Raw genomic sequence first — 26,137 nt, 5'->3', positions numbered from 1 at the left:
TGGCGGGGCCAACAGACCTGGCTCAATGGGCACATGGAGATTGGCGAACACTGGGCCTACCGCGCCAAGCCGAAGGATCTGGGTAGCGCGGTTCGCCAGGTGGAGATCATTCGAGTGGGCGGCCCTGGCAGGTCTGGCTGGATCCACGTGCGGTTTCTCGAAGGTGATGCCGTTGGCCTGCAGGAGTGGGTCAGTTCCGGCTCTCTCGTAGCACCGTGGGCGGATGTCGATACGTTCCGCGCGGACGACGCGGCGGAGCTGGCACTGGTGGAGTCCTCCCGCCACGTCCGGGGCAGCACGGAGTTCGAGGCCGCCCGCATGATCCTTGGGTTCGTCCGCCCGAAGAACAGGCTGCGCCTACGCCGAACCGTGGCGGACGCAGGGGTTCTGGAGCTGAGCCGCCTCGACGAGACGGCACCACTCACAGGCATCGACGCGGCCGAGCTCCGTAGCGACGCCATGGTGTACGAGAACCGCCACGGCATGTGCCTTGCCGGGTGGTCGATCACCGAGCGCATCGCCCGCCACGTGGCCGGCCGACTCGCCGACGAGATCCTTCCGGAGGTGGACCGCAAGCAGCAGAACATCGAGCAGGAGCGTGCCCAGCCCTCCTGGTACTCCTACAACCGGCGGGACGAGCGCAAGCTGGACGCGGAGGCGGCCGTCCTGCGAACCGTCCGGGCGTGGTGCGGCCAAGACAAGGCCGACCGCTACGACGAGTTGGTTGCCCTACGTGCCGAGGTCATCCGGATCGGAGAGCTGGTCGAGAAGGCGGTCAAGGCACTACGCGACCGTGGCCACGGCGTCATCGCCTCCACCATTGAGCGCGACCTTGGGGTCCATGTCGCCAGCCTTGATCCTGACGTGCGTCGATGAGACCGCGCCACGGATCTTGCTCCGCCTTGGGCGGCGCCGCCTGTGTAGCTGGCTTCTTCTCCTTCTCCGGCCGGTGTGGGTGCCAGCCGTCGAGGAACGGCCGCAGTTGATCTCCCGTCGGCTCCGCGTGGAAATTGAGAGAACCCAGGCCCCTGCCGCTCAGGGTGGGGTCGAGCCGGTCGGCCTCCGCCCTGCCCCAAGCCGACCACTCTCGCAGTCTCTCGGCTTCGAGGGCGTCCTCCGACGCGGCGGCGGCTTCATCCAGAGCGGCACAGAGCGTCCGGATCTCCCTGGCAGCCTGCCACTTCTCAAGGGCCGTACCGAAGTGCTCGGCCCGTACCGCGTGAACCGCCTTGATCGAAGCCCCGCTGACGGCGGCCTCCCACTCCCGCCGCTCGCGCTCCTCCCGCTCCGCTTCCAGGCGCTTGCGCTCGGCCTCCTGCCGCTCCCGCTCCTCTCGCAGGCGCTGCTGCTCCGCCTCACGTTCCAGTCGAGCCCGCTCCTGCTCCTCCGCGCGCGCCTTCAACGCCCGGAAGACTGAACCGATCTGCTCCTCCAACGGCTTCTTGGCGGTGTCGGCCCATTCCTTCTTGCAGCCGTAGCTGTAGTCCGACTGCTGGCCGACCAGCAGTTCCAGCTCGCCGGACGGCTCGGACTTCTGGGCCGGGGTGACACGTTGCCAGTCGTACGTACGGCGGCCCGGCTGCTTGGGGACGTACCTGACCGGCTTCTGCCGTTCGCGGAAGCTGACCTCATACGTCCTGCCGTGGACGGTGAGCAGCGGCCTCGGCTGCCTGCGCTTCTTCGACACCGCGATCTCACCGTGGCGTGAGAGGGCTTGCTCAGCAAGGAGCCGGAGCAGCGAGAGCACCCGGGGGAGGACATCCTCCGAGATCTCGAAGGCGCTGTGGTCCGCAGTGACCGCGGCGATCACGTCCTCGACATCGGTGATCACACGACTGCGCGCCAGCCGGATCCGGTTCCACTCGGTCTCGTCCTCGCCGGTCACCCTGAGCAGCCCGAGGAAGAAGTCCCCCTTCGCCCGCCCGCTGTACTTCAGGTGGTATCCCTCAGGGGCACAGTGCCGCGCTGCGTCGAACGCCCTGCGGTAGCGGGCCCGCTCCTCGGCGCTGGGATTCGGGATCCGGAGGAATCGCCCAGCCTGCTGTACCTCCGCGATCAAAGCGGCTCCGACTTCCGCCGGCAACGGCTGAGGGGGCTCCGCGGTGCGCTGCGGCGCCGGCTTCGTCGTGGACGGGGCTGTGGCTTGCTTCTGCGGTGAAGGTGCCGTTCGTGTCAGTTGCTCGGAACCCGCCGACCGCTGCTTGCGCTGAGCCGGTTCCGGCCGGTCCGGGTGGTGGCCGTGCTCCAGGTAGAAGCATCCCGCGTCAGTGATCTCCGCCTGCCACTTCCCACTCTGCTTGGGCATGGCGATCAGGCGCCGCTCCTTGAGCGCGCGGGCGGTAAGAGCGAGCTCGGGGCTGTCCGACGTGACGGGGTCGGTTCCGCCCCCGATGCGGGTGAGGAGCGCGAGCTGCCGGTCATTTAACGGAGACCATGGGTGCATGGCGATCGTCGTACCGTCTGCGGGCCCCTTGGCACAAGCCGTGGGGATGACTCTCCCGGGGTGCGCGCGGCGCACGGCTTGCTCAAAGGCGGAGAGCCACTCGCTGGGAGCCACCGGGAGCCGGATCCCGAAGATCACACCCAGTCGGCTCCCAAATGGCTCCCAAAATGGGCCCGCAACGCAAATCAGGGCCGGTGCTGATCTCTCAGCACCGGCCCTGACCTGCTGTTTTCACTGTCGGGGTGGCGGGATTTGAACCCACGACCTCTTCGTCCCGAACGAAGCGCGCTACCAAGCTGCGCTACACCCCGATCGCTGCCTCTTGCGGTGGCAACGAGGTTTACTTTAGCCCACCGGGGGCCGCACGCGAAATCCGGTTTCGTGGGCCCCGGTGGGGGGCGGGGGTTAGCGGTCCAGGGGGTTCGTCGTGATCCTGGTGGCGATGTTGTCGCGTGTGACCGCGGTGGCCGCCGTGCTGGTGGGTTTGCGTTCTGCCTGGTCGCGGAAGCAGGTCAGGAACTCGTCCGGCAGGCCCAGGCGGGGGTGGCGGCGCAGGACCTCGGTCCTGAACGTGGGGGTGAAGTCGTCCACGTTCCGGCCCGAGATGTCCACGCCGGTCGAGCGGGCCAGCAGGTGGCTCTCCGCGTCCGTCGTGACGGCCACCTCGTCCCACATGTGCCGGACGATCACCTCCGAGAGCCGCAGCCGGCGCGCCGCCGACCAGCCCGCGCCTGCCGCGAACACCCAGGCCACATGGCCGCCCGCTTCCTCGAAGGGGACCGTGTGGCTGTCGAACTCCGCCACCAGGCCCAGGTCGTGGAACAGCGCCGCCACGTAGAGGAGTTCCGCGTCGAAGGGGATGGCGTGCGCCGTGCCGTACGCGGCTGCCCACACGTAGGCGCGTACGGAGTGGTTCAGCAGGGCGGGGGAGCAGTAGGCGGCGGCCACCTCCGCCGCGGCGGCGCAGGCAGGGGTGGTCGGGATGATCAGGTCGTCGAGCTTCATGCCGGTGATTCTCCGTGACTCCGGAGGGGCCTCAGGCACGCGCGGTCAGGGTGAGGAGCGTCGCCTCGGGCGGGCAGGCGAAGCGGACCGGGGTGTAGCGGTTGGTGCCGCAGCCCGCCGATACGTGGAGATACGAGGTGTGGCCGGCCGAGCGGTGCGTGGAGAGGCCCTTCACCCGGTCCGTGTCCAGGTCGCAGTTGGTGACCAGGGCGCCGTAGAACGGGACGCAGAGCTGGCCGCCATGAGTGTGACCCGCAAGGATCAGCGGATAGCCGTCGGCGGTGAAGGCGTCCAGGCTCCGCAGGTACGGGGCGTGCACCAGGCCGATCGAGAGGTCCGCGTCCTGTTCGGGGCCGCCGGCGACCTCCTCGTACCTGTCCCGCTTGATGTGCGGGTCGTCCAGGCCGGTGAAGGCGACCTCGTGGCCGTCGAGCTTCAGCCGCCCCCGGGTGTTGCTGAGGCCGATCCAGCCGGCGGCGTCGAAGGCGTCGCGCATGGGCTCCCACGGGTTGTGCACCGCCGAGACGGCCGGTGCGTTGCCGTTGAGCCCGTGGCGGCCCTGGGCCTTCTCGAAGAGGTAGCGGGCCGGGTTGCGGAGTTTCGGGCCGTAGTAGTCGTTCGAGCCGAAGACGTAGACGCCCGGGAACTCCATCAGCGGGCCCAGCGCGTCCAGCACCTCGGGGACGCCCTCCGGGTCGGACAGGTTGTCGCCTGTGTTGACGACGAAATCCGGGCGCAGACCGGCCAGCGACTGGAGCCAGTGCCGTTTCTTGCGCTGGCCGCTCACCATGTGGATGTCGGCGACCTGGAGAACCCGCAGGTCGCGCATACCACGCGGCAGTACGGGTACGGTCACCCTCCGCAACCGGAACGAGCGGACTTCGAACGCGGCGGCGTAGGCGACGCCTGCCGCCCCTACAGCCGCGATGGACAGGGGTACTCCGTAGCGTGCGCGCATGCGCCCATGGTCGCAGACGAAATGCGGGGGCGGCCCCGCCGCGGCACCTGCCACACTTGGCCCATGACCAGCCTCAAGTCAAAGCTGCACGACGACCTCATGGACGCCATCAGGGCGCGCGACGAGCTGCGCTCCGCCACGCTCCGGCTGACCCTCACCGCGATCACGAAGGAGGAGGTCTCGGGCACCACGGCCCGTGAGCTCTCCGACGACGAGGTGCGGAAGGTGATCGCCAGGGAGGCGAAGAAGCGCCGTGAGGCGGCGGAGGCGTTCGAGCAGGGCGGGCGTACCGCGCAGGCCGAGCGTGAGCGGGCCGAGGGCGTGCTGCTGGACACGTATCTGCCCAAGCAGTTGTCCGACGACGAGCTGCGCGAGGTCGTCGCCCAGGCCGTCGGCGAGGCGAAGGCGGGCGGCGCCGAGGGGCCGCGCGCGATGGGCGCCGTCATGAAGATCGTGAACCCGAAGGTGGCGGGTCTGGCCGAGGGCGGCCGGGTCGCCGCCCTGGTCAAGCAGCTCCTCGCGCAGTAGACGGGACGGAGGGTCGCGTCCCTGGTGCCGTACGCGTCGCCGCGCGCCGCCCCGCGTCGTACGCCCCGCCCCGCCCCCCTCCCGGCACACGAAGGCGCCCGGCCAGTCGTTCCCCGGCCGGGCGCCTTCATCCGTGCGAGCGTGCGAACGCGGGTTACGGGAAGTTCCCGCCGCCCCCGCCTCCGCCACCGTTCTGATCACCGTTCTGGTCACCACCGCCGGGGAAGCCGGGCGGCAGCGAGAAGCCGCCGGGGAAGTTCCCGCCGTTCCCGCCGTCCTGCCCGCCGTTCTGACCGTTCCCGCCGTTGTCCCCGCCGCCGATGCTGCCGCCGTCGCCGTTCTGCCCGCCGTTGTTACCGGGCTTCCCGCCGTGGCGGCCGCCGTTCTGGCCGCCGTTGTCGCCCGGTTTGCCCTTGTCGCCGGGCTTCGGGGCGTCCGGGATGTCGACCGTGGTGAAGGGCGGCGCCGGCTGGCCCTCCAGCGCGCCCGTCATGGCGTCCTTCCAGATCGGCCCCGGCGTATCGGCCCCGAACACCTCGGAGTGGAAGACGCCGCCGATGGTGATGTCCGTCATGTGAACGTTCTGCTGAGCGCTGCCGACCCATACCGCGCCCGACAGGTTCGGGGTGTAGCCCACGAACCAGGCGTTGTAACGGCCGTCCGTCGTACCGGTCTTGCCCGCGTTGTCCCGGTCGGTCAGCCCGGCTTCCTTACCCGTACCGGAGTCGACCACACCCCGCAGCAGCGTGTTGATCGAGTCGGCGGTCTTCTTCGACATCGCCTGGCTGCACGAGGACTTCGGTACGGCGAGCTTCTTGCCGTCCGCGCCCGTGATGGACTCGATCGCGACGGGCGAGCAGTACGTACCCTCGTTGGCGAACGTCGCGTACGCCGTGGCCATCGTCAGCGGCGACAGGCCCAGGGCGCCCAGCGCGATCGACGGGACCTGCGGGAGCTTGTCGCCGTTCCCCTGGACGACATGGAGCTTGTCCGTCATCTTCTTGACCGGGCACAGCCCGACGTCGCCGACCATCTGGATGAAGTAGGTGTTGATGGAGAGGGCCATGGCCTTCTTGAGGTCGTACGGCCCGTGCTCCGTCTCGTTCTCGTTGGTGAGTTTGTCGTTCCCCGTGTTGACCCATGGCTTGCCGCACGTGCTCACGGTCGACGGGTACGGGAGCGCGTACGGGGCCGGGTAGACCTGCGTCGGCGGCGTCCCCTGCTCGATCGCGGCGGCGGCGACGAAGGGCTTGAAGGTCGAGCCGGTCGGGAAGCCGAAGTTCGAGCCGCCCATGCCCTTGTTGACCGAGTAGTTGATGACCGTCTCGTCCTTGCCGAAGCCGTACGGCTTGGACTGGGCCATCGCGACGACCTTGCCGGTCCCCGGCTGGACGAGTGTGGTGGCGGCGGCGACGCTGTCCGACTGGTTGACGTGGTTCTTCAGCGCGGCCTGCGCCGACTTCTGCGCCTTCGGGTCCAGCGTCGTGCGGATCGTCAGGCCGCCCTGGCTCCAGATCTTGTTGCGGTCCTCGCGCGTCTTGCCGAAGACCGGGTCGGAGAGGAACACCTCGCGCACGTAGTCACAGAAGAAGCCCGCGCCCTGGACCGCCGTGATGCAGCCGTTGTTGGGCTTGCTCACGTGGAGCTTGATCGGGGTCGCCTTGGCGCGGTCGGCCTCCGCCTTGGAGATGTCGTGGACCTCGTACATCCGCTGGAGGACGGTGTTGCGCCGCTCGGTCGCCTCCGCCCGGTCGTTGACGGGGTCGTAGCGGCTCGGTGACTGGACGATGCCGGCGAGCAGCGCCGCCTCCTCCAGCGTCAGGTCCTTGGACGACTTGGAGAAGTAGCGCTGGGCGGCGGCCTCGACGCCGTACGCCTGCTCACCGAAGAACGTGATGTTCAGGTAGTTCTCGAGGATCTTCTTCTTGCCCAGCTCGTCCTCGACCTGGATCGCGTACTTCAGCTCCTGGACCTTGCGGCCCAGCGTCTGCTGAGTGGCCTGGGCGACCTTGTCCGGGTCGTCACCGGCCTCCTCGATGAAGACGTTCTTCACGTACTGCTGGGTGAGGGTCGAAGCGCCCTCGGAGACGCCGCCCGTCTGGGCGTTGCGGTTCGCCGCGCGCAGTACGCCCTTCACGTCGATCGCCCCGTGGTCGAAGAAGCGCGAGTCCTCGATGGCTACGAGCGCCTTCTGCATGTACGGGGAGATGTCCTTGAGCGGCACGACCGTGCGGTCACGCGAGTAGACGGTGGCGAGGGTGCCGCCCTGCGCGTCGAGGATCGTGGTGCGCTGACTCAGGGGTGGGGTCTTGAGGTTGGCGGGGATCTCGTCGAATCCCTGGACCGTCCCCTTGGCCGCCAGACCGAGTGCTCCGGCGGCGGGCAGGGCGATGCCGGCCAGCACCGCTCCCGCGAGCACGCTGACACCGAGGAACTTCGCGGCCTGCTGGGTCCCGGACAGACCTCCACCCGAGCGCTTCTTTCGCATGAGGGCAGCCTACGTTCTCATTCGCCGGACAGGCGTCAAGGCTCTGGCCTAAGCTGTACTCAACTGTCACAGCGGCATGGTTGTGCACCAACGCCTGACCCGCGTCAGACCTGCCGCTCCGACTGGCTGTGCCGGACCCCCTCCCCCTCCGGCATCACCTTCCGGTCCACCCGAAGCTCCGGAAAGCGTTGCCTGAATTACACCCGTACGCCCTCTGATGTCCGTTGTGGTGCACGTTAATTGCCTGGCTATGCCGGGTTGGTTTGTTATGTCCTCGCGTCACTCCTCTGGGTGATCTGCCGCGTACGCATAGTCCGTTCGGGCCATTCAAGATTGGGCCCGAAGGGGGTGTTGCGCCGTGCGCACCTTCCGTAACGTCCTCAACTGGCAGCGGTGAATATGCCGCTGCCGCCGTGGGGGAGCCTCGATTCGGGAGAGGACGGCGCCGGCATGGGCTGGGTAACCGACTGGAGTGCGCAGGCAGCTTGCCGCACTACCGATCCGGATGAACTGTTTGTTCAAGGTGCAGCGCAGAACAGGGCCAAGGCGGTGTGCACGGGATGCCCGGTGCGGACCGAGTGCCTGGCTGACGCGCTGGACAACCACGTCGAATTCGGCGTGTGGGGTGGGATGACGGAGAGGGAGCGCCGCGCACTTCTGCGCAGGCGTCCCACAGTGACCTCGTGGCGCCGGCTGCTGGAGACCGCGCGCACGGAGTACGAGCGCAGCGTGGGCATTCTGCCCGTGGGCTTGGAGGACGACGAGACGTACGAGACGTACGCGGCGGCCGGGTAAGCCCCCGGGGTCGGGTTCGGTTCTGTCCGTTCCGGTTCGGTTCCGGCCCGGTGCGTACGGGGTACGGGCACGTCCCGTACCGATACGTCTCTCTGCCGGATCGGTTCTGCAAGATCGCGACGTCAACTGGCCTGCTGAGGCGGCTGATCGCCGACGCACCTGATCGCCGGGGCAAGTGGTCACAAGGTCACGTCACGCCTGTCCTTGTCCTCAGCCCTTGCCCTCAGCCCCTGTCGTACGTGCGTGCTGTACGCGCGTGCTGTGCGTACGCGCGCCTCGTACCCGTCACGTCTGGTCGGCCGCAGCCGAGAGGCGATCGCCGATGGCCCTGAGTCCCGCCAGGTCGTGCACATCCCCGGGCAGGGCGGGTACGTGCGCCACCGGCACCTCCGGGTGCAGCGACGTGAAGCGGTCACGCGTGCGCTGCTCGCGTGCGAGCACCTGCATGCGCTCGGCGTGCAGGCGCAGCAGACCCGCCGTCAGTTGTTCCACGGTTGTGACAGAGGTGGGCTCCGGCGTGGGGGCGGAAGCGGTCGCATCTGTCGCGGAAGCGGACGGGGCGGACGGGTCAGACAGATCAGGCGGATCGGTCGGAGCGGGCTGGTCGGACTTCGGCCGTGAGCGCCGGCTCTCGGGAACCTCGGGGGCTTCGGGAGAGGAGCCCGCCGGGGCAGCGGCGTCACCGACACCATTCCCGGGCTCCTGATCCACAATGCCGAGCTCTTCAAGATTTTCCGCGGCGGCGAGCGCCCGCTCGGCCGACAGCCGGGCGGCGCCGCTGCCGTGCACACGGTTGAGGACCAGGCCGGCGAGCGGCATCTCCTCAGCCGCGAGCCGCTCCACGAAGTACGCGGCCTCGCGCAGCGCGTCCCGCTCCGGCGCCGCGACCACCAGAAACGCGGTGCCGGGCGCCTGGAGCAGCCGGTACGTCGCGTCGGCGCGCGTACGGAACCCGCCGAACATCGTGTCCATCGCCGCCACGAACGTCTGCACATCACGCAGGAACTGCCCGCCGAGCAGCTTCCCCAGCGTGCCGGTCATCATCGACATACCGACATTCAGGAACTTCATCCCGGCCCGGCCGCCCATCTTCGCCGGTGCCATCAGCAGCCTGATGAACTTCCCGTCGAGGAACGACCCGAGTCGCTTCGGCGCGTCCAGGAAGTCCAGCGCCGACCGGGAGGGAGGCGTGTCGACGATGATCAGATCCCACTCGTCGCGCGACCTGAGCTGCCCCAGTTTCTCCATCGCCATGTACTCCTGCGTACCGGCGAAACCGGCGGACAGCGACTGGTAGAAAGGATTCTCCAGGATGGCGCGGGCCCGCTCCTTGTCCGCGTGCGCCTCGACGATCTCGTCGAAGGTCCGCTTCATGTCGAGCATCATGGCGTGGAGTTCGCCGGGGCCGTCGACGCCCTTCACCCGGCGCGGCGTGTTGTCGAGCGAGTCGATGCCCATCGACTGCGCGAGCCTGCGCGCCGGGTCGATGGTGAGGACGACCACCTTGCGGCCGCGCTCGGCCGCCCGTACGCCCAGAGCCGCGGCCGTTGTCGTCTTGCCGACCCCGCCCGACCCGCAGCACACGATGATGCGGGTGGCCGGGTCGTCGAGCAGCGGGTCGATCGCCAGCGGCGCTGCCGCTGGGTCGAGCTTCATGAGGTCTCCCCAAGGTGGCGTAGCTCCCGCGCGATGCGGTACAGACCGGCGAGGTCCATTCCCTCACCGAGCAGGGGGAGTTCGTACGTGGGCAGCCCCAGCTTCGCCAGGACGGCCCGCTGTGCGCGCTCCAGCTCGACGCGCTGCGCGTGCTCGGCGGCCTGGTCCATGAGCGGTCCCACCAGCTTCGTGGGCGCGGCGAGACCGGCCGCCGCCAGTGCTTTGGCGACCTCCTTGCGCTGGTCGCCGGCGGCCGCCCGGACCGCTGCCTCGTCGACGAGATGCGGCCGGACCATGTTGACGATGACCTTGCCGACCGGCAGTTCGGCGGCCCGCAGGTCGGCGACACCGTCGGCGGTCTCCTGGACCGGCATCTCCTCCAACTGCGTCACCAGGTGCACCGCCGTCTGCCGCGACTTCAGGACGCGCATCACGGCCTGTGCCTGGTTGTGTATCGGGCCGATCTTCGCCAGCCCGGCCACCTCGTCGTTCACATTCAGGAAGCGGGTGATACGGCCGGTGGGCGGCGCGTCCATCACCACGTAGTCGTACGCGAACCGCCCCTGCTTGTCCCGGCGGCGTACGGCTTCGCACGCCTTCCCCGTCAGCAGTACGTCCCTCACGCCCGGCGCGATGGTCGTGGCGAAGTCGATCGCGCCGATCTTCTTCAGCGCCCGGCCCGCGCTGCCGAGCTTGTAGAACATCTGGAGATAGTCGAGGAGGGCGCGCTCGGCGTCGATGGCCAGCGCGTACACCTCGCCGCCGCCCGAGGCGACGGCGATCTTGCGCTCCTCGTAAGGAAGAGCCTCCGTTTCGAAGAGCTGTGCGATGCCCTGTCTGCCCTCGACCTCGACGAGGAGGGTGCGCTTGCCCTCGGTCGCGAGGGCGAGCGCGAGGGCGGCGGCGACCGTCGTCTTACCGGTGCCGCCCTTGCCGCTGACGACCTGGAGCCTGCTCACACATTCGAGCCTAACCAGTAAGGCCACGGGCTACGCACGAGGCTGCCTCACGGGACGGATACAGTCGGCGCCATGACCAAGTGGGAATACGCAACTGTGCCGCTTCTTGTACACGCGACCAAGCAGATCCTGGACACCTGGGGCGAGGACGGCTGGGAGCTGATCCAGGTCGTCCCCGGCGCGAACAACCCCGAACAGTTGGTGGCGTATCTGAAGAGGGAGAAGACCGCGTGAGCGGGGCGGTCGAGGCCACGCTCGCCGAGCTGGGGCTGAGCCTGCCGGAGGTCGTACCGCCGCTGGCCTCCTACCAGCCCGCCGTACGGTCGGGGCGCTACGTCTACACCTCGGGCCAGCTCCCGATGGTGGAGGGCAAGCTTCCGCTGACCGGCAAGGTGGGCGCCGAGGTCACCCCCGAGGACGCCAAGAACCTCGCCCGTACCTGTGCGCTGAACGCTCTGGCCGCAGTGAAATCCGTCACGGGCGACCTGGACCGCATCGCGCGCGTCGTGAAGGTCGTGGGCTTTGTCGCATCGGCTCCCGACTTCACCGGACAGCCTGCGGTCGTCAACGGCGCGAGTGAGCTGCTCGGGCAGGTCCTCGGTGACAAGGGCGTGCACGCGCGCAGCGCCGTGGGCGTGGCGGTACTGCCGCTGGACGCGCCGGTCGAGGTCGAGATCCAGGTGGAGCTGACCGAGGACTGAGCCATGGTCCTGCTCCTCGGATCGTTCGGAGGCGCCGGGGCGGAGGCAGCGCCCGGGGGCCTCTCGAAGGGGCTCCCCGCAGGGGCCTCTCGCAGGGGCCTCTCGAACATCCGCGCGTCAGCGCATACGATCCGGCCATGTCGAATGGTCAGTGGTACCCGCCCGAATGGCCGGAGCGGATTCGCGCTCTGGCCGCCGGGCGGATCACGGCGGTGACACCGCGCCGGGCCGCGACGGTGATGCTGCTCCGGGACGACCCCGCGGGCTCGGTCGGTTCCGCCGGTTCGGCCCGTTCGGTCGGTCCCGCAGGTCCCGGTTCTGCGGGTCCCGGTTCTGCGGGTCCCGGTTCCGCAGGTCCCGGTCCCGCCGTGCACATGCTGCGCCGCCAGGCGTCCATGGCCTTCGCCGCCGGTGCGTACGTGTATCCCGGCGGCGGCGTCGATCCCCGGGACGACGACCGCCTCGTCGGCTGGGCCGGTCCCAGCCGTGACGTATGGGCCGGCCGCCTCGGCGTGGACCCCGCCTCGGCGCAGGCCATCGTGTGCGCGGCGGTCAGGGAGACGTTCGAGGAAGCCGGCGTCCTGCTCGCCGGGGAGAGCGCCGAAACGGTTGTCGGCGACACCACCGGCGACGACTGGGAGGCCGACCGGCTGGCACTCGTCGGCCACGAGCTGTCCTTCGCGGACTTCCTGGACCGGCGGCGCCTGGTGCTGCGCAGCGACCTGCTCGGCGCGTGGGCCCGCTGGATCACCCCGGAGTTCGAACCGCGCCGCTACGACACCTGGTTCTTCGTGGCCGCGCTGCCCGCGGGACAGCGCACCAGGAACGCGTCGACCGAGGCCGACCGTACGGTCTGGATCAGGCCCGCCGAAGCGACGGCGGCGTACGACAGGGGCGAGCTGCTGATGATGCCGCCGACCGTCTCGACGCTGCGCGGGCTTGAGGCGTACGGCTCGGCGGCCGAGGCGCTCGCCGCCGCCGGCGACCGCGACATGACGCCCGTTCTGGCGACGGCCGGGCTGGAGGACGGGGAGATCGTGCTGAGCTGGCCGGGCCATGAAGAGTTCACCAAGCGGGTCGGTCCCGCGGGCCGTCCTGAGGGAGGCTCCCGATGACCGAGGCCGCCGCTCTTCCCGGTCAGCCGCGCGGCGGGGTGCTGTCCGGGCCCGCCACGGCGCGCGCGGTCAACGTCCTCGCGCCGAACGCCTCGGCGATGACCCTCGACGGCACCAACACCTGGATCGTCTCCGAGCCGGACTCGGACCTCGCGGTCGTCATCGACCCGGGGCCGCTGGACGACGTACACCTCAAGGCGGTCATCGCGACGGCCGAGAGGGCGGGCAAGCGGATCGCGCAGACCCTGCTCACCCATGGCCACCCGGACCACGCGGAGGGCGCCACGCGCTTCGCCCGGCTGACGCGTACGCCGGTCAGGGCCCTCGACCCGGCGCTGCGCCTCGGTGACGAGGGGCTCGCCGCCGGGGACGTGGTGACGACGGGCGGCCTGGAGCTGCGGGTCGTACCCACCCCCGGCCACACCGGCGACTCGCTCAGCTTTCACCTGCCGGCCGACCGGGCGGTGCTGACCGGCGACACGATCCTGGGCCGGGGCACCACGCTCGTCGCACACCCGGACGGCCGCCTCGGAGACTACCTGGACTCACTGCGCCGGCTGCGCTCGCTCGCGGTCGACGACGGTGTCCATACGGTGCTGCCGGGCCACGGGCCCGTTCTGGAGGACGCCCAGGGCGCCGTGGAGTTCTACCTCGCCCACCGGGCCAACCGCCTCGCGCAGGTGGAGACGGCGGTCGAGAACGGCCACCGCACCGCGCCGGAGGTGGTGGCGCAGGTCTACGCGGCGGTGGACAGGTCGCTGTGGCCGGCGGCGGAGCTGTCGGTGCGGGCGCAGTTGGAGTACCTGCGGGAACACGGGCTGATCTAGCCCCGGCCGATCCGGACGGTACGCGCGCGAGGGAGCCCTCGCGCGCGACGTACCCGTCCTCGTCCGGACCGGAGGGCTCGTCCGAACCGGAATGTTCGTCCGAACCGGAATGTTCGTCCGAACCGGCAGGCCGGGCGGACAGGTGGCACGGGCGGACAGCTCAGCGCGAGCGCTTCGCGAGGCGCTCCACGTCCAGCAGGATCACCGCGCGCGCCTCCAGCCGGAGCCAGCCGCGCTGTGCGAAGTCGGCCAGTGCCTTGTTGACCGTCTCGCGGGAGGCGCCGACGAGCTGGGCGAGCTCTTCCTGCGTCAGGTCGTGGACGACATGGATGCCCTCCTCCGACTGCACGCCGAAGCGGCGCGACAGGTCGAGGAGCGCGCGGGCCACCCGGCCCGGCACGTCGGAGAAGACCAGGTCGGACATCTGGTCGTTGGTCTTGCGGAGCCTGCGGGCGACCGCGCGCAGCAGGGCCGTCGCGACCTCGGGCCGCGCGTTCAGCCAGGGCTGGAGGTCACCGTGGCCCAGGCCGAGGAGCTTGACCTCGGTGAGCGCGCTCGCCGTGGCGGTGCGTGGGCCCGGGTCGAACAGCGACAGCTCGCCGATCAGCTCACCGGGGCCGAGGACCGCGAGCATGTTCTCGCGCCCGTCGGGGGATGTGCGGTGGAGTTTGACCTTGCCGTCGGTGACTACATAAAGACGGTCGCCGGGGTCGCCCTCGTGGAAGAGAGCGTCGCCGCGGGCGAGCGTTGTCTCACTCATCGAGGCGCGGAGCTCACTTGCCTGCTCGTCATCGAGCGCCGCGAAGAGCGGGGCACGCCGCAGAACGTCGTCCACGTGTTCTCTCCTTGTCGAGCTGCTCATGGGGACCGTGGCCCCCATGATGCCGTACGTGCCGCAACTTCTCGGATGGCTCGGCTTCACACGGCCTCATTGCCGCCCGCCGGACCTCCGGTTGCCTGGCGCGATAACCGGCTGTTGAAACTATTCGATCAGTCACAAGTTTGACGTATGAGAGTGCTCAAGCGTGCCCGGGGGCCGGTTCGAGTGGTGATCGGCCGGGGCCGGGGCGGATGTCGGTGCGGGGCTTTACGCTGGCCGGGTGTCCAACTCGCGGGAGACAGCGCAGGCCAAGGGGGCCGGAAGAGTGTCCGCAAAGCGTAATTCCGCTGTGGGCGAACAGCCCTCGGCGAAACCGAAAAAAGCCGCAAAAGGTCCAACGGCGGTGCCGCCCACCACTGTGCCCGCTCGCACGTCCGGCTCCGGCGGCAAGCCCGAATCGAGACTGTCCATGGTCCGCCGGGCCCGCCGGATCAACCGGGAGCTGGCCGAGGTCTACCCGTACGCCCATCCGGAGCTCGACTTCCGGGATCCCTTCGAACTGCTCGTCGCGACGGTCCTCTCCGCCCAGACGACCGATCTCCGCGTCAACCAGACGACGCCCGCGCTCTTCGCCGCGTATCCGACCCCGGAGGACATGGCCGCGGCCGTGCCCGAGGAGCTGGAGCAGATCATCCGGCCGACCGGCTTCTTCCGTGCCAAGGCGAAGTCCCTGATCGGCCTGTCCACCGCGCTCCGGGACAACTTCGGCGGCGAGGTGCCGGGCCGGCTGGTGGATCTGGTGACTCTGCCGGGCGTCGGCCGCAAGACGGCGAACGTGGTGCTCGGCAACGCGTTCGGTGTCCCCGGCATCACCGTGGACACGCACTTCGGCAGGCTGGTGCGCCGCTGGAAGTGGACCGAGCAGGAGGATCCGGAGAAGGTCGAGGCGGAGATCGCCGAGATCTTCCCCAAGAGCGAGTGGACGATGCTCTCGCACCGGGTGGTCTTCCACGGCCGCCGTATCTGCCACTCCCGTAAACCCGCGTGCGGCGCGTGCCCGATCGCACACCTGTGCCCGTCGTACGGGGAGGGCGAGACGGATCCCGAGAAGGCGAAGAAACTGCTCAAGTACGAGATGGGCGGCCAGCCCGGCCAGCGGCTGAGCCCGCCCCCGGACTACCCGGGCGCGCCGGCGCAGCCGCTGGGCGCCTGACGTCCTGCCGGACGAGCGGGGCGGCCGCGGGCCGGTGAGCGTACGAACCGCACGAAGCGAACCGCACGAAGCACGAAGCACATGAGGGTGAGCACCCGAGGGAGTAGCGCCGTATCAACACACGCAAGAGTGGTGCGGAACAGGTCCGGAACGATCCGGCCGACGGCAGGCGTTGTACGACAGGGGTGCCTATGACGTGCGCTGGAAAGACCTACGACGACTCGACGGCAGAGGTCACCGTCACCACGGACGGCCTGCCCGACTGGCTCCTGCCTGTCGTGCACGCCGTTCGGATCGTGGAGCCCGAGCAGCTCAGCCGCTTCCTGCCGCCCAAGGGCGGCGGCGGGCGGCAGTCCGCCGTGCTCATCCTTTTCGGCGAGGGCGAGCGCGGACCCGAGTTGCTCCTCATGGAGCGTGCCAGCAGCCTCCGTTCGCATCCGGGTCAGCCCTCGTTCCCCGGTGGTTCCATCGACCCCGAGGACGGCGACCCCGCCACCACGGGCCCGCTGCGCGCCGCGCTGCGCGAGGCGCAGGAGGAGACGGGCCTCGACCCGTCCGGTGTCCAGCTCTTCGGCGTGCTCCCGAAGCTGTACATCCCGGTCAGCAGCTTCGTGGTGACGCCCGTACTCGGCTGGTGGCACACCCCCAGCCCGGTCGGCGCCGTCGACCTGGCGGAGACGGCCCGGGTGTTCACCGCGCCCGTGGCCGATCTCACGGATCCGGCCAACCGGCTGACCACCGTCCATCCCAGCGGCTATCACGGCCCCGGTTTCCTTGTCGCCTCCGCCCTGGTCTGGGGGTTCACGGCCGGGGTCATCGACCGGATCCTGCACTTCGCCGGCTGGGAGCGGCCGTGGGACCCGTCAAGACAGGTCCCGTTCGACTGGCGTGCATGACAGGCTGACCCAGCGCTATCGCGTCCCCGGCAGGGCGGGACGACCGGAGACGAATCTGCGAGGCAACTGACGGTGAACGTGCTGGACATCCTGCTGCTGCTCGCCGCCGTATGGTTCGCGATCGTCGGCTACCGCCAGGGATTCGTCGTCGGCATCCTGTCGGTGATCGGTTTCCTCGGCGGCGGCCTGGTCGCCGTCTACCTCCTGCCCGTGGTCTGGGACCAGCTCACCGAGGACGCGAATGTCTCCACCACGGCGGCCGTTGTCGCCGTGGTCATCGTCATCGTCTGCGCCTCGGTCGGCCAGGCCTTCACGACGCACCTCGGCAACAAGCTGCGCCGCTTCATCACCTGGTCACCCGCGCGCGCCCTCGACGCGACGGGCGGCGCCCTCGTCAACGTCGTGGCGATGCTGCTGGTCGCCTGGCTCATCGGCTCGGCGCTCGCCGGGACCTCCCTGCCGACCCTCGGTAAGGAGGTCCGGAACTCCAAGGTGCTGCTCGGGGTCTCGCAGGTGATACCCAGTCAGGCATCCACGTGGTTCACGGACTTCTCCGCCGTGCTCGCCCAGAACGGCTTCCCGCAGGTCTTCAGCCCGTTCGCCAACGAGCCGATCACCGCCGTGAAGCCGCCGGACCCGAAGCTCGCCGGCAGCCCGGTCGCCGCCCGCGCGCAGAAGTCGATCGTCAAGGTCGTCGGTACGGCCTCCGGGTGCAGCAAGGTCCTTGAGGGCTCGGGCTTCGTCTTCGCCGACCGCCGCGTGATGACCAACGCCCATGTGGTCGGCGGCGTGGACGAGCCCACCGTCCAGATCGGCGGCGAGGGAAAGCTGTACGACGCGAAGGTCGTCCTGTACGACTGGCACCGCGACATCGCCGTACTGGACGTGCCGGGCCTGCCCGCGAGCCCGCTCCACTTCACCGACTCCGACGCGAGCAGCGGCGACAGTGCGATCGTGGCCGGCTTCCCGGAGAACGGCGGGTACGACGTACGCTCCGCGCGCGTCCGTGGCCGTATCAACGCCAACGGCCCCGACATCTACCACCGCGGCGAGATCAGCCGCGATGTCTACTCGCTCTTCGCGACCGTCCGCCAGGGCAACTCCGGAGGACCGCTCCTGACCCCCGACGGCAAGGTGTACGGGGTCATCTTCGCCAGGTCGCTCGACGACCCCGACACCGGCTACGCCCTGACGGCGGACGAGATCCGCGACGACATCAACGCCGGCCGCACCGCTAACCAGCAGGTCGACAGCGAGGGGTGCGCGCTCTGACGGCGCCTGCGGGGGCGGCGCCCGCCGGGTCGGCGTCAGCCACGCGTATGACGGAGCCTGGCCGAGACCCAGCGGGCCCTGCGGCGGAGGATGAGAGGAATGCCAAGCCGGGGATCATGGCCCTGATCTTCGGGTCCGCCCTTGTCGTGAATGGTCGGCGCAGAGGCCGAGCGGCGGTTGCGTGCTGCGTCACCGTAGTCGTGCGTCCAGCCCATACCCCGACGTGTGCCCGTGCCCGAAGGTCGGTAATCGCGCGAGAGACGGCCAATTGGCCTATGCGTGAGGCAATTGGCTGTTGGTAGGACTGATGTTCTGCGGGACCGCTTTTGGTTCGAATCTGACGGGGCCGACGGACGTCCGGCGTTCGTCCGACGCGTCCGCCGGCGGTTCGACGGCCGGCCCCCGGCAGCCTTTCGGGCGGGTCCCGCGACCGCCCGTCACGCCACCGTCAGCGGTCCGGTTCCGGGTCCTGCAACCAGTTGATCAGCTCGGTGGAGAACGCCAGCGGGTCCTCCTCGTGCGGGAAGTGCCCGAGGCCGTCGAACAGCCGCCACCGGTAGGGCGCTTCCACGTACGCCGCCGACCCCGCCGTGCTGCGTGTCCGGATGGCCGAATCGAGCGACCCGTGGAGCTGGAGCGTCGGTACCCGCACCGGACGCTTCATCCGCCGGTTGAACTGCATCCCGTCCGGGCGAGCCATCGACCGCACCATCCAGCGGTACGGCTCGATCGAGCAGTGCGCCGTCGACGGAATGGTCATCGCGCGCCGGTAGACCTCGATCGACTTGTCGTCGGGCAGGCCGGGCCCGGACCACTCCCGGATCAACTGCCCGACCAGCGCCGCGTCATCGGCGACGAGTTGACGCTCGGGGATCCACGGCCGCTGGAAGCCCCAGACGTACGACCCGGCCCTGCTCTGCGCGAAGTCGGAGAGCATCGACGAGCGCCAGCGGCGCGGATGCGGCATCGAGGACACCGCGAGCCTGCGCACCAGCTTCGGCCGCATCACCGCCGCGGTCCAGGCGAGGTATCCGCCCAGGTCGTGCCCGACGAGCGCGGCATCGGGCTCACCGAGCGAACGCACCACACCGGTGATGTCGAGGGCGAGGTTCGCGGGGTCGTACCCCCTGGGCGTACGGTCGCTGCCGCCCACGCCCCGCAGGTCCATGGCCACAGCGCGGAAACCGGCGTCGGCCAGCGCGGTGAGCTGGTGCCGCCAGGTCCACCAGAACTGCGGGAAGCCGTGCAGCAGCAGTACCAGCGGCCCGTCGCCCGCCTCGGCGATATGGAAACGCGCGCCGTTGGCCGCCACATCACGGTGGGTCCAGGGCCCGTCGAGCCGTACGGCTGAGGCAACCGTCGCGCCGGGCGTCGAACCGGAGCCGAAATCAGGGGCGGTCATGCAGACGAGCGTGCCACAGACTCGACGTCCGCTCCGACCGGTCCGACCGCTCCGACCGGTCCGGCCGCTCCGACCGCTCGGGGGTGGGGCTTCACGTTCTGGAGAACGGCCGCCGTCTGCTTCGCCGAGGCGATGCTCTTCTCCGGCGGCTTGACCTTCTTGAACTTCGACAGGGCGAGCAGCGCGAGAATCCCGGCCAGCACGAGGAACGCGCCGCCCACGATCAGGAACGACCAGGCGAGGCCGAGGCCCAGGTTGTGGATTCCGTACGCCGCGGCGAAGCTCAGCACCGGCAGCGAGAAGAGGGCGAACACCCCCGCGATGCTGATGGCGGCGCCGCCCATCGCGCCGCGCTTGACGTCCTGGCGCAGCTCGGCCTTGGCGAGCGCGATCTCGTCGTGCACCAGCGCGGACAGCTCGGCGGTCGCGCCGGCGACGAGCTGGCCGATGCTGCGGTCGGCACTGATGGGTCCGACGACTGTGCCGGTCCGCACCGTATCGGCAACGTGCTTGCCGGGGTCGCTCATCCGTGACTCCCTTTTCGTTACTACGTGTGTAGGCGTGTACGGGTCCCGTACGTGTCCATGGATCCGTTGTCAGATCATGCCGGACGACGGCCGTCCTCGCGCGCTGCCCCCGCGTGTTCGGCCCGCCGTCCGCCGTTCCGGCTCCTGTTGGGCTCCGGTCGGTCTCCTGCCCACAACGCGGAGGGGCACCCGGACTCTGCCGGGTGCCCCTCCGCTTCGTACGAGTCCGGGGGTCTCAGTCCTCGCTGGACGCGCTCGGGAGCTGACTCTGGATGAGTTCCATCACGGAGGAGTCGGTGAGCGTCGAGACGTCGCCCAGCTCACGGTTCTCCGCGATGTCCCTGAGCAGCCGTCGCATGATCTTGCCGGAGCGGGTCTTGGGCAGCTCCTGGACCGGCAGGATCCGCTTGGGCTTGGCGATCGGCCCCAGCGTCGTACCCACGTGGTTACGCAGCTCGGCGACCAGACCGTCGTCCACGGACGCGGTGCCGCGCAGGATCACGAACGCCACGATGGCCTGGCCCGTCGTCTCGTCCGTCGCGCCGACCACGGCCGCTTCCGCGATCTTGGGGTGCGCGACGAGCGCCGACTCGACCTCCGTGGTGGAGATGTTGTGACCGGAGATCAGCATCACATCGTCCACCCGGCCGAGCAGCCAGATGTCGCCGTCGTCGTCCTTCTTGGCGCCGTCGCCCGCGAAGTACTTCCCCTCGAAGCGGGACCAGTACGTGTCGATGAACCGCTGGTCGTCGCCCCAGATCGTCCGCAGCATCGAAGGCCACGGCTCGGTCAGCACCAGATAGCCGCCGCCTCCGTCGGGGACCTCGTTGGCCTCGTCGTCGACGACCGTGGCCGAGATCCCGGGCAGCGCGCGCTGCGCCGACCCCGGCTTGGTGTCGGTCACCCCGGGCAGCGGGGAGATCATCATGGCGCCGGTCTCGGTCTGCCACCAGGTGTCCACGATCGGGGCCTTGCCGGCGCCGATGTTCTCCCGGTACCACATCCAGGCCTCCGGGTTGATCGGCTCGCCGACCGAACCCAGCACCCGCAGGGACGACAGGTCGAAGCGGGCCGGGATGTCGTCGCCCCACTTCATGAACGTACGGATCGCCGTCGGCGCCGCGTAGAGGATCGTGACGCCGTACTTCTGGACGATCTCCCAGAAGCGGCCCTGGTGCGGGGTGTCGGGGGTGCCCTCGTACATCACCTGCGTCGCGCCGTTGGCGAGCGGCCCGTACACGATGTACGAGTGGCCGGTCACCCAGCCGACGTCCGCCGTGCACCAGTAGACGTCGCTCTCCGGCTTGAGGTCGAAGACCGCGTGGTGCGTGTACGCCACCTGGGTGAGGTAGCCGCCGGAGGTGTGCAGGATGCCCTTGGGCTTCCCCGTCGTGCCGGACGTGTACAGGATGAAGAGCGGGTGCTCAGCGCCGAACGCCTCGGGTGTGTGTTCGGGGGACTGGCGGCCCACGATCTCGTGCCACCAGACGTCCCGGCTGTCGTCGAACGCGGTGTCCTGGCCGGTGCGCCGGACCACCAGTACGTGCTCGACCTGCGGACACTTCGCGACGGCGTCATCGATGGCGGGCTTCAGCGCGTTCGGCTTGCCGCGGCGGTAGCCGCCGTCGGCCGTGATCACGATCTTGGCGTCGGCGTCCTGGATACGGGAAGCGACGGCGTCGGCCGAGAAGCCGCCGAAGACCACGGAGTGCGCCGCTCCGATCCGGGCGCACGCCAGCATCGAGATGGCGGCCTCGGGAATCATCGGCAGGTACACAGCGACCCGGTCGCCCTTGCGTACGCCCAGCTCCGTCAGCGCGTTCGCCGCGCGGGACACCTCGTCCTTGAGATCGGCGTACGTGAGGGTACGGCTGTCGCCCGGCTCACCCTCGAACTGGATCGCCACCCGGTCGCCGTGGCCGGCCTCCACATGACGGTCCACGCAGTTGTACGCGACGTTCAGCTCGCCGTCGGCGAACCACTTGGCGAACGGCGGATTCGACCAGTCCAGTGTCTCGGTCGGCTCGGTGACCCAAGTGAGCCGCTTCGCCTGCTCGGCCCAGAAGCCAAGCCTGTCCGCCGCGGCCTGCTCGTACGCCTCCGCCGTCACATTGGCGTGCGCGGCCAGCTCCGCCGGCGGTGAAAATCGCCGGTTCTCCTGGAGCAGGTTGGCCAGGCTTTCGTTGCTCACGACATCTCCCTTTCCCAGGGCGTCCTATGTGTCCCCGGCCTAGCTCATCAGGCAGAAGCCCGGGTGACAAGGGCCTTCAGGAAATTGGTTTAGACCTATGCGTCTCTGTATTGCGGATCGCCTGATGCGGTGCCCCACGACTTATCACGCGGGGACGGCGAACGAAGAACGGCCCGCTTCCCCAGGGCGGTGGGGAAGGGGCCACTCACACTCACGGACGTGGCACGGGAACGGTTCATATGAAGGCCGGACTGCCGTGTCACGCGCCGCTGTTGGTACGTGGTGCCGCGCCCCGCGCACGCCCGCCGGGCCGTCCCCGGCGTCTGCCGCGTGGTCCTGAGATTTTTTCAGGTCCGCGCTCCGTCGAGCACGGTCGGGGCGGTGGCCGGCACGCGGTCGAACACCTCCTCCGAGCCCCCGGACGCGGTGCCCGCCTCCGCGGCGTCCGCGAGGAGATACGCCTGTGCCTCGCCGACATGGAAGTACATGCCGTGCAGTTCGAGCCGGCCGTCGGCGATCCGCCGCGCCACCGCCTCATGCGCCCGCAGATGCTCCAACTGCTGGACCACATTGGTCAGGCAGAGCTGCTCGACCGCGTCCGTCGGCAGGCGCCCGGAGATCCTGGCCCAGGGATGACTGGGGCTCTCCATCCGCTCCAGGCTCGGCTTCCCGTGTCGCAGCCAGCGGCGCAGCGGTGTTGCCGGCCCGGCCGCGTCCGGCGGGGAGTTCAGCAGGGCCTGCATCGCACCGCAGCCGGAGTGCCCGCAGACAGTGATGGACTCCACGTTCAGCACGCCGACGGCGTACTCGATCGCCGCCGCCACCGAGTCGTCGCCGCAGTCGGCCCCGGGCAGGGGCACCAGGTTGCCGACGTTCCTCACGGTGAAGAGGTCGCCCGGGCCGCTGGACGTGATCATGCTGGTGACCAGCCGTGAGTCGGCGCAGGTGAGGAAGAGCTGGGACGGGCGCTGCCCTTCACGCGCGAGCCGCGCCAGCTCATTCCGTACGAGCGGGGCCGTGTTGCGCTGGAAGGAGCTGAGCCCGCTGGCGAGTTGACTGCTGCTCGGCCTGCGTACGTCGGCCGGACCGAACGGGGAAGGGCTGGAGCGCGGGGCCCCGCCGATCGGTTGTCCCGTGCCCGTACCCGTACCCGTGCCCGTGTCCCTGCCCGTGTCGGTGCCCGCTCCCGCGCCTGCTCGCTCTGCTGAGGAGGCTCCTTGAGCCTGCTGTGTCCGCTCTTCCACCGGGCGCTCGCCACAGTGGTGGTTACGCCAGGGTGTCCAGGGCCGGCAGCAGGCATGCGTCTCCGTGGCGGGCTCGGCGATCCGCCCGCCGCTCCGGCCGGTGAACTCGGCTGTGCCGCCCCGCGCGGTGTGCGCGGTCTGCCACTCGTGCAGTGCCTCGTACGCCGCGTGGTCCATGAAGGAGCCGTCCAGCTCGACGACGCAGATGGCGCCCTCCGGCACCTGGTGCAGGACCCGGATCAGCCTGGGCACGGCCAGGAACGTCAACTGGCCGCGCGCCCGCACCCGGTGGCGCCCGTCCTCCTTCTCCACGGTGATCCGGGTCCTGGCCAGCCGGTGCAGCGCGACCGCGACCGCCACGGCGATGCCGATGAGTACGCCGTACAGGACGCCGAGGACGACCACCCCGGCCACCGTCGTCCCGTACACCAGGAACTCGCGGTGCTTGTGGACGTTACGGATGTGGGCGAAGGACACCATCTGGATGCCGACCATCATCACCAGGGCGCCTAGCGCGGCCAGCGGGATCCACTCCAGTACGGGGACGAGCAGCCAGGCGGCCAGCAGCACCCAGGCGCCGTGCAGGACGGTGGAAGCGCGGCCGGTCGCCCCCGCCCGTACGTTCGCCGAGCCGCGCACCGCGCCGCCGGACACCGCCAGGCCGCCGAGCAGCCCCGACAGCACGTTGGCGATGCCCTGCCCGCGCAGCTCGCGGTCCAGGTCGGAGCGTCTCCTGCCGGATGAGCGGGCCCGGTCGCCGGCCAGCTTGTCCACGGCCACCGCGGAGAGCAGCGACTCAAGACCGGCCACGAGCGTCATGGTGAGCACGGCGGCGACGAGCGGCAGGACGGCGCCGCGGGGCGCCTCGGGCAGCACATGCGTACTCCACGACGGCAGGTCAACCCGCGTGATCCCGGGCGTGGCGACGGCGGCCACGCCCGTGGCGATCACCACGCACGCGAGCGCGGCCGGGATGGTGCGCAGAGCGCGGCCCGTACGCCCCGGAAGCCGGGGCCAGAGCATGAGTACGGCGATGGTGAGCGCGCCCACGAGCGGCGCCTCCGGTCCGATCCTGCCGATCTGCTCGGGCAGGGCGAGGGCGTTGTCGACGGCGGAGCTGCCCGGGGATCCGCCGAGGACGACGTGCAGTTGGGCGAGGGCGATGGCGACACCGATGCCGGCGAGTGTGCCGTGCACGATGGCGGGGCTGACGGCGAGGGCGGACCGGGCGGCCCTGAGCGAGCCCAGGGCGATCTGCACGAGACCGGCGCAGACGGTGATGGCGCAGGTGGTGCGCCAGCCGTACCGCTGGATCAACTCGGCGGTGACGACGGTCAGTCCGGCGGAGGGACCGCTCACCTGGAACGGCGAGCCGCCGAGGAGCCCGGCGACGATCCCGCCGACGGCGGCAGCGATCAGGCCCGCCTCCAGAGGGGCGTCCATGGCGACGGCGAGGCCGAGCGACATCGGGACGGCGATCAGGAAGACGGTGATGGAGGCGGACAGGTCTCCGCCGGTGATCCGGGGCCGGCGCCTGGGCGGCGGCGGGCCCTGGGCGGGGGGATCGGTGCGAGTGGGGACGTAGGCAGATACAGACATGTTTCCCGTCTCCTCCGGGGCGGCGCGGTCGCGGAAATGGGGATCGCGGCCGTGAGTCACGGTGTGCAGCGGCGGGATGCTCAGCTCCACTCTCGGTAAATGAATCGTAATGGAGAGTAAAGACAGGTAAAGACTCTGGCACTAATTTGTGGGCAATCGGGGCAATCTTTCACCCTTAATGGTGATTAGTATTTTTTTACGGCTTGTCATACTTTCGTATTTTTCCCAGTGATGCGACGTTGTCGGCGCTCGGCGCCGTGCCGACGAAGTGATCTGAGGGAAGAGGTGGGCGGATGCTGGCCGCCACAAAGAGGACCGCCTTCGGCGCAGCCGCCATGGCGGTTGCCGTAGGACTCTCCGGCTGTTCGCTGACCGGCGAGCCGGAAGAGATGCCGCGGAGCAAACAGGGGGCGGGACCGGGGGCCGCCAAGGGCGCACCCGGAACACACAAGAACGCCCTACAGCTCATCGGGGACGGCTCGACCGCCTTCACCGGAGCCCAGCCGGGCCAGATCAGGCCGCAGCGGCTGAAGCCCGGTGAAAAACCCCCGCAGTTCGTGGTGTTCTCCTGGGACGGCGCGGGCGAGGACAGCCAGAAACTCTTCTCGCACTTCCGGAGCGTCGGCAAGAAGTACGGCGCGAACATGACGTACTTCCTGAGCGGCGTCTACCTGCTCCCCGAGGACAAGTCCAAGCAGTACGACCCGCCGCACCACATCGTCGGCGCCTCGGACATCGGCTTCAACGACGCCAAGGGAATCAAGGACACCCTGCGGGAGTTGCGCGGCGCCTGGAAGGACGGCAACGAGATCGGCACCCACTTCAACGGTCACTTCTGCGGCGCGAACGGCGGCGTGGGCACCTGGTCCGTCGACGAGTGGAAGAGCGAGATCGCGCAGGCCAAGTCCTTCGTCAAGACGTGGAAGGGCAACTCGGGCCTCAAGGACGAGGCCCCGCTGCCCTTCGACTACGACAGGGAACTCATCGGCGGCCGCGCGCCCTGCCTGGAAGGGCAGAAGAACCTGATGCGGGCCGCGAGCGACATGGGCTTCCGCTACGACTCGAGCGGCACCGGCACACAGGTCTGGCCCAGCAAGATCGACGGCCTGTGGAACATGCCGCTGCAGTCCGTCCCGGTCCCGGGCCGCGCCTTCGAGACGCTGTCGATGGACTACAACTTCATGTTCAACCAGTCCAGGACGACCAACGGCGACCCCTCCCAGCACGAGTACTGGGGCAACCAGATGCGCGACGGCCTCGTCAAGGCCTTCGACCGCGCCTACCAGGGCAACCGCGCCCCGCTGATCATCGGCAACCACTTCGAGTCCTGGAACGGCGGCACGTACATGCGCGCCGTCGAGGACACGATCAAGACGGTCTGCGGGCAGCAGGACGTGCGGTGCGTGTCCTTCCGGCAACTCGCCGACTGGCTGGACGCCCAGGACCCGGTCACCCTGGACAAACTGCGCGCCCTGGAGGTCGGCCAGGCGCCGGCCGG

General features: G+C 69.6%; 23 protein-coding genes and 1 tRNA gene. 11 read left to right on the top strand and 13 right to left on the bottom strand.

The window, feature by feature from the left end; genetic code table 11:
- Nucleotides 1-33 precede the first annotated feature (33 nt).
- Entirely contained in the window at nucleotides 34-876 is an 843-nt protein-coding gene (locus tag QR77_RS16775; RefSeq protein ID WP_040022622.1) for a hypothetical protein, read from the top strand.
- Here the strand turns inward: QR77_RS16775 and QR77_RS16770 are convergent.
- The 4 genes from QR77_RS16770 to QR77_RS16755 all read right to left on the bottom strand — a co-directional run bounded on the left by QR77_RS16770 (nucleotide 806) and on the right by QR77_RS16755 (nucleotide 4,406).
- The gene (locus QR77_RS16770; protein ID WP_236710691.1) at nucleotides 806-2,581 is read right to left on the bottom strand and encodes a PE-PGRS family protein; all 1,776 of its coding nucleotides are present in this window, start codon (nucleotides 2,579-2,581) and stop codon (nucleotides 806-808) included. The genes QR77_RS16775 and QR77_RS16770 overlap by 71 nt on opposite strands.
- Nucleotides 2,582-2,680: 99 nt before the next feature.
- A tRNA-Pro gene (locus tag QR77_RS16765) sits at nucleotides 2,681-2,754 on the bottom strand.
- A gap of 94 nt (nucleotides 2,755-2,848) precedes the next feature.
- Entirely contained in the window at nucleotides 2,849-3,448 is a 600-nt protein-coding gene (locus tag QR77_RS16760; protein WP_040022620.1) for an HD domain-containing protein, read from the bottom strand.
- 31 nt (nucleotides 3,449-3,479) lie between these two features.
- Nucleotides 3,480-4,406 (bottom strand): metallophosphoesterase, encoded by a 927-nt coding sequence (locus QR77_RS16755; protein ID WP_040022618.1) that lies wholly within the window; start codon nucleotides 4,404-4,406, stop codon nucleotides 3,480-3,482.
- A 63-nt stretch (nucleotides 4,407-4,469) separates the two neighbouring features.
- On the opposite strand from QR77_RS16755, the gene QR77_RS16750 reads away from it, so the two are divergent.
- Nucleotides 4,470-4,934 carry a GatB/YqeY domain-containing protein gene (locus QR77_RS16750; RefSeq protein ID WP_040022617.1) on the top strand — a complete coding sequence of 155 codons (465 nt, stop codon included), beginning with the start codon at nucleotides 4,470-4,472 and terminating at the stop codon, nucleotides 4,932-4,934.
- Nucleotides 4,935-5,088: 154 nt separating this feature from the next.
- On the opposite strand, the gene QR77_RS16745 is transcribed toward QR77_RS16750, so the two are convergent.
- Complete coding sequence (locus QR77_RS16745; protein WP_040022615.1) at nucleotides 5,089-7,422, bottom strand: transglycosylase domain-containing protein; 2,334 nt, start codon at nucleotides 7,420-7,422, stop codon at nucleotides 5,089-5,091.
- A gap of 450 nt (nucleotides 7,423-7,872) precedes the next feature.
- Between QR77_RS16745 and QR77_RS16740 the strand changes: the two genes are divergently transcribed.
- Nucleotides 7,873-8,217 carry a WhiB family transcriptional regulator gene (locus QR77_RS16740; protein ID WP_052489619.1) on the top strand — a complete coding sequence of 115 codons (345 nt, stop codon included), beginning with the start codon at nucleotides 7,873-7,875 and terminating at the stop codon, nucleotides 8,215-8,217.
- A 285-nt stretch (nucleotides 8,218-8,502) separates the two neighbouring features.
- Here the strand turns inward: QR77_RS16740 and QR77_RS16735 are convergent, their stop codons facing one another.
- Both QR77_RS16735 and QR77_RS16730 read right to left on the bottom strand, forming a co-directional pair.
- Entirely contained in the window at nucleotides 8,503-9,873 is a 1,371-nt protein-coding gene (locus QR77_RS16735; protein WP_040022612.1) for an ArsA family ATPase, read from the bottom strand.
- The gene (locus tag QR77_RS16730; RefSeq protein ID WP_078876763.1) at nucleotides 9,870-10,832 is read right to left on the bottom strand and encodes an ArsA-related P-loop ATPase; all 963 of its coding nucleotides are present in this window, start codon (nucleotides 10,830-10,832) and stop codon (nucleotides 9,870-9,872) included. Before QR77_RS16730 ends, QR77_RS16735 begins: the two co-directional genes overlap by 4 nt.
- 72 nt (nucleotides 10,833-10,904) lie before the next feature.
- On the opposite strand from QR77_RS16730, the gene QR77_RS45105 reads away from it, so the two are divergent.
- From QR77_RS45105 to QR77_RS16715, 4 genes are all read left to right on the top strand, one after another.
- The gene (locus QR77_RS45105) at nucleotides 10,905-11,066 is read left to right on the top strand and encodes a DUF4177 domain-containing protein (protein ID WP_107068945.1); all 162 of its coding nucleotides are present in this window, start codon (nucleotides 10,905-10,907) and stop codon (nucleotides 11,064-11,066) included.
- Entirely contained in the window at nucleotides 11,063-11,533 is a 471-nt protein-coding gene (locus QR77_RS16725) for a RidA family protein (RefSeq protein WP_040022611.1), read from the top strand. The genes QR77_RS45105 and QR77_RS16725 overlap by 4 nt, the downstream gene beginning before the upstream one ends.
- A 137-nt stretch (nucleotides 11,534-11,670) precedes the next feature.
- Complete coding sequence (locus tag QR77_RS16720; protein ID WP_040022610.1) at nucleotides 11,671-12,648, top strand: NUDIX hydrolase; 978 nt, start codon at nucleotides 11,671-11,673, stop codon at nucleotides 12,646-12,648.
- Nucleotides 12,645-13,475 (top strand): MBL fold metallo-hydrolase, encoded by an 831-nt coding sequence (locus tag QR77_RS16715; protein WP_040022608.1) that lies wholly within the window; start codon nucleotides 12,645-12,647, stop codon nucleotides 13,473-13,475. Before QR77_RS16720 ends, QR77_RS16715 begins: the two co-directional genes overlap by 4 nt.
- A 160-nt stretch (nucleotides 13,476-13,635) precedes the next feature.
- Here the strand turns inward: QR77_RS16715 and QR77_RS16710 are convergent, their stop codons facing one another.
- Entirely contained in the window at nucleotides 13,636-14,310 is a 675-nt protein-coding gene (locus QR77_RS16710; protein ID WP_040022606.1) for a Crp/Fnr family transcriptional regulator, read from the bottom strand.
- 388 nt (nucleotides 14,311-14,698) lie between these two features.
- Between QR77_RS16710 and nth the strand changes: the two genes are divergently transcribed.
- From nth to QR77_RS16695, 3 genes are all read left to right on the top strand, one after another.
- Entirely contained in the window at nucleotides 14,699-15,508 is an 810-nt protein-coding gene (gene nth / locus QR77_RS16705) for an endonuclease III (RefSeq protein ID WP_236710690.1), read from the top strand.
- A gap of 191 nt (nucleotides 15,509-15,699) precedes the next feature.
- Nucleotides 15,700-16,404, top strand: coding sequence for a CoA pyrophosphatase (locus tag QR77_RS16700; RefSeq protein WP_040022602.1), 705 nt, complete (start codon nucleotides 15,700-15,702; stop codon nucleotides 16,402-16,404).
- A 72-nt stretch (nucleotides 16,405-16,476) separates the two neighbouring features.
- The gene (locus tag QR77_RS16695) at nucleotides 16,477-17,676 is read left to right on the top strand and encodes a MarP family serine protease (protein ID WP_040022600.1); all 1,200 of its coding nucleotides are present in this window, start codon (nucleotides 16,477-16,479) and stop codon (nucleotides 17,674-17,676) included.
- 35 nt (nucleotides 17,677-17,711) lie between these two features.
- On the opposite strand, the gene QR77_RS48675 is transcribed toward QR77_RS16695, so the two are convergent.
- The 5 genes from QR77_RS48675 to QR77_RS16675 form a co-directional block, all read right to left on the bottom strand.
- A complete protein-coding gene (locus QR77_RS48675; RefSeq protein WP_078876760.1) occupies nucleotides 17,712-17,891 on the bottom strand; it encodes a hypothetical protein in 180 nt (59 codons plus the stop codon).
- A gap of 233 nt (nucleotides 17,892-18,124) precedes the next feature.
- Nucleotides 18,125-19,078 (bottom strand): alpha/beta hydrolase, encoded by a 954-nt coding sequence (locus QR77_RS16690; RefSeq protein ID WP_040022598.1) that lies wholly within the window; start codon nucleotides 19,076-19,078, stop codon nucleotides 18,125-18,127.
- The gene (locus QR77_RS16685; RefSeq protein ID WP_078876759.1) at nucleotides 19,075-19,605 is read right to left on the bottom strand and encodes a phage holin family protein; all 531 of its coding nucleotides are present in this window, start codon (nucleotides 19,603-19,605) and stop codon (nucleotides 19,075-19,077) included. Before QR77_RS16685 ends, QR77_RS16690 begins: the two co-directional genes overlap by 4 nt.
- Before the next feature lie 235 nt (nucleotides 19,606-19,840).
- Nucleotides 19,841-21,796, bottom strand: a complete 1,956-nt coding sequence (acs, locus tag QR77_RS16680; protein ID WP_040022597.1) for an acetate--CoA ligase — start codon at nucleotides 21,794-21,796, stop codon at nucleotides 19,841-19,843.
- 347 nt (nucleotides 21,797-22,143) lie between these two features.
- Nucleotides 22,144-24,639: a bifunctional SulP family inorganic anion transporter/carbonic anhydrase gene (locus QR77_RS16675; protein WP_052489617.1), complete on the bottom strand. Its 2,496-nt coding sequence runs from the start codon at nucleotides 24,637-24,639 to the stop codon at nucleotides 22,144-22,146.
- A 293-nt stretch (nucleotides 24,640-24,932) separates the two neighbouring features.
- Between QR77_RS16675 and QR77_RS16670 the strand changes: the two genes are divergently transcribed.
- Nucleotides 24,933-26,137: hypothetical protein (locus tag QR77_RS16670; protein ID WP_063798178.1), on the top strand; the 1,205-nt coding region annotated here is incomplete at its 3' end.

The organism is Streptomyces sp. 150FB, from assembly GCF_000818195.1.
GTDB lineage: Bacteria > Actinomycetota > Actinomycetes > Streptomycetales > Streptomycetaceae > Streptomyces.
This window is presented reverse-complemented; position numbering and strand designations above follow the sequence as displayed.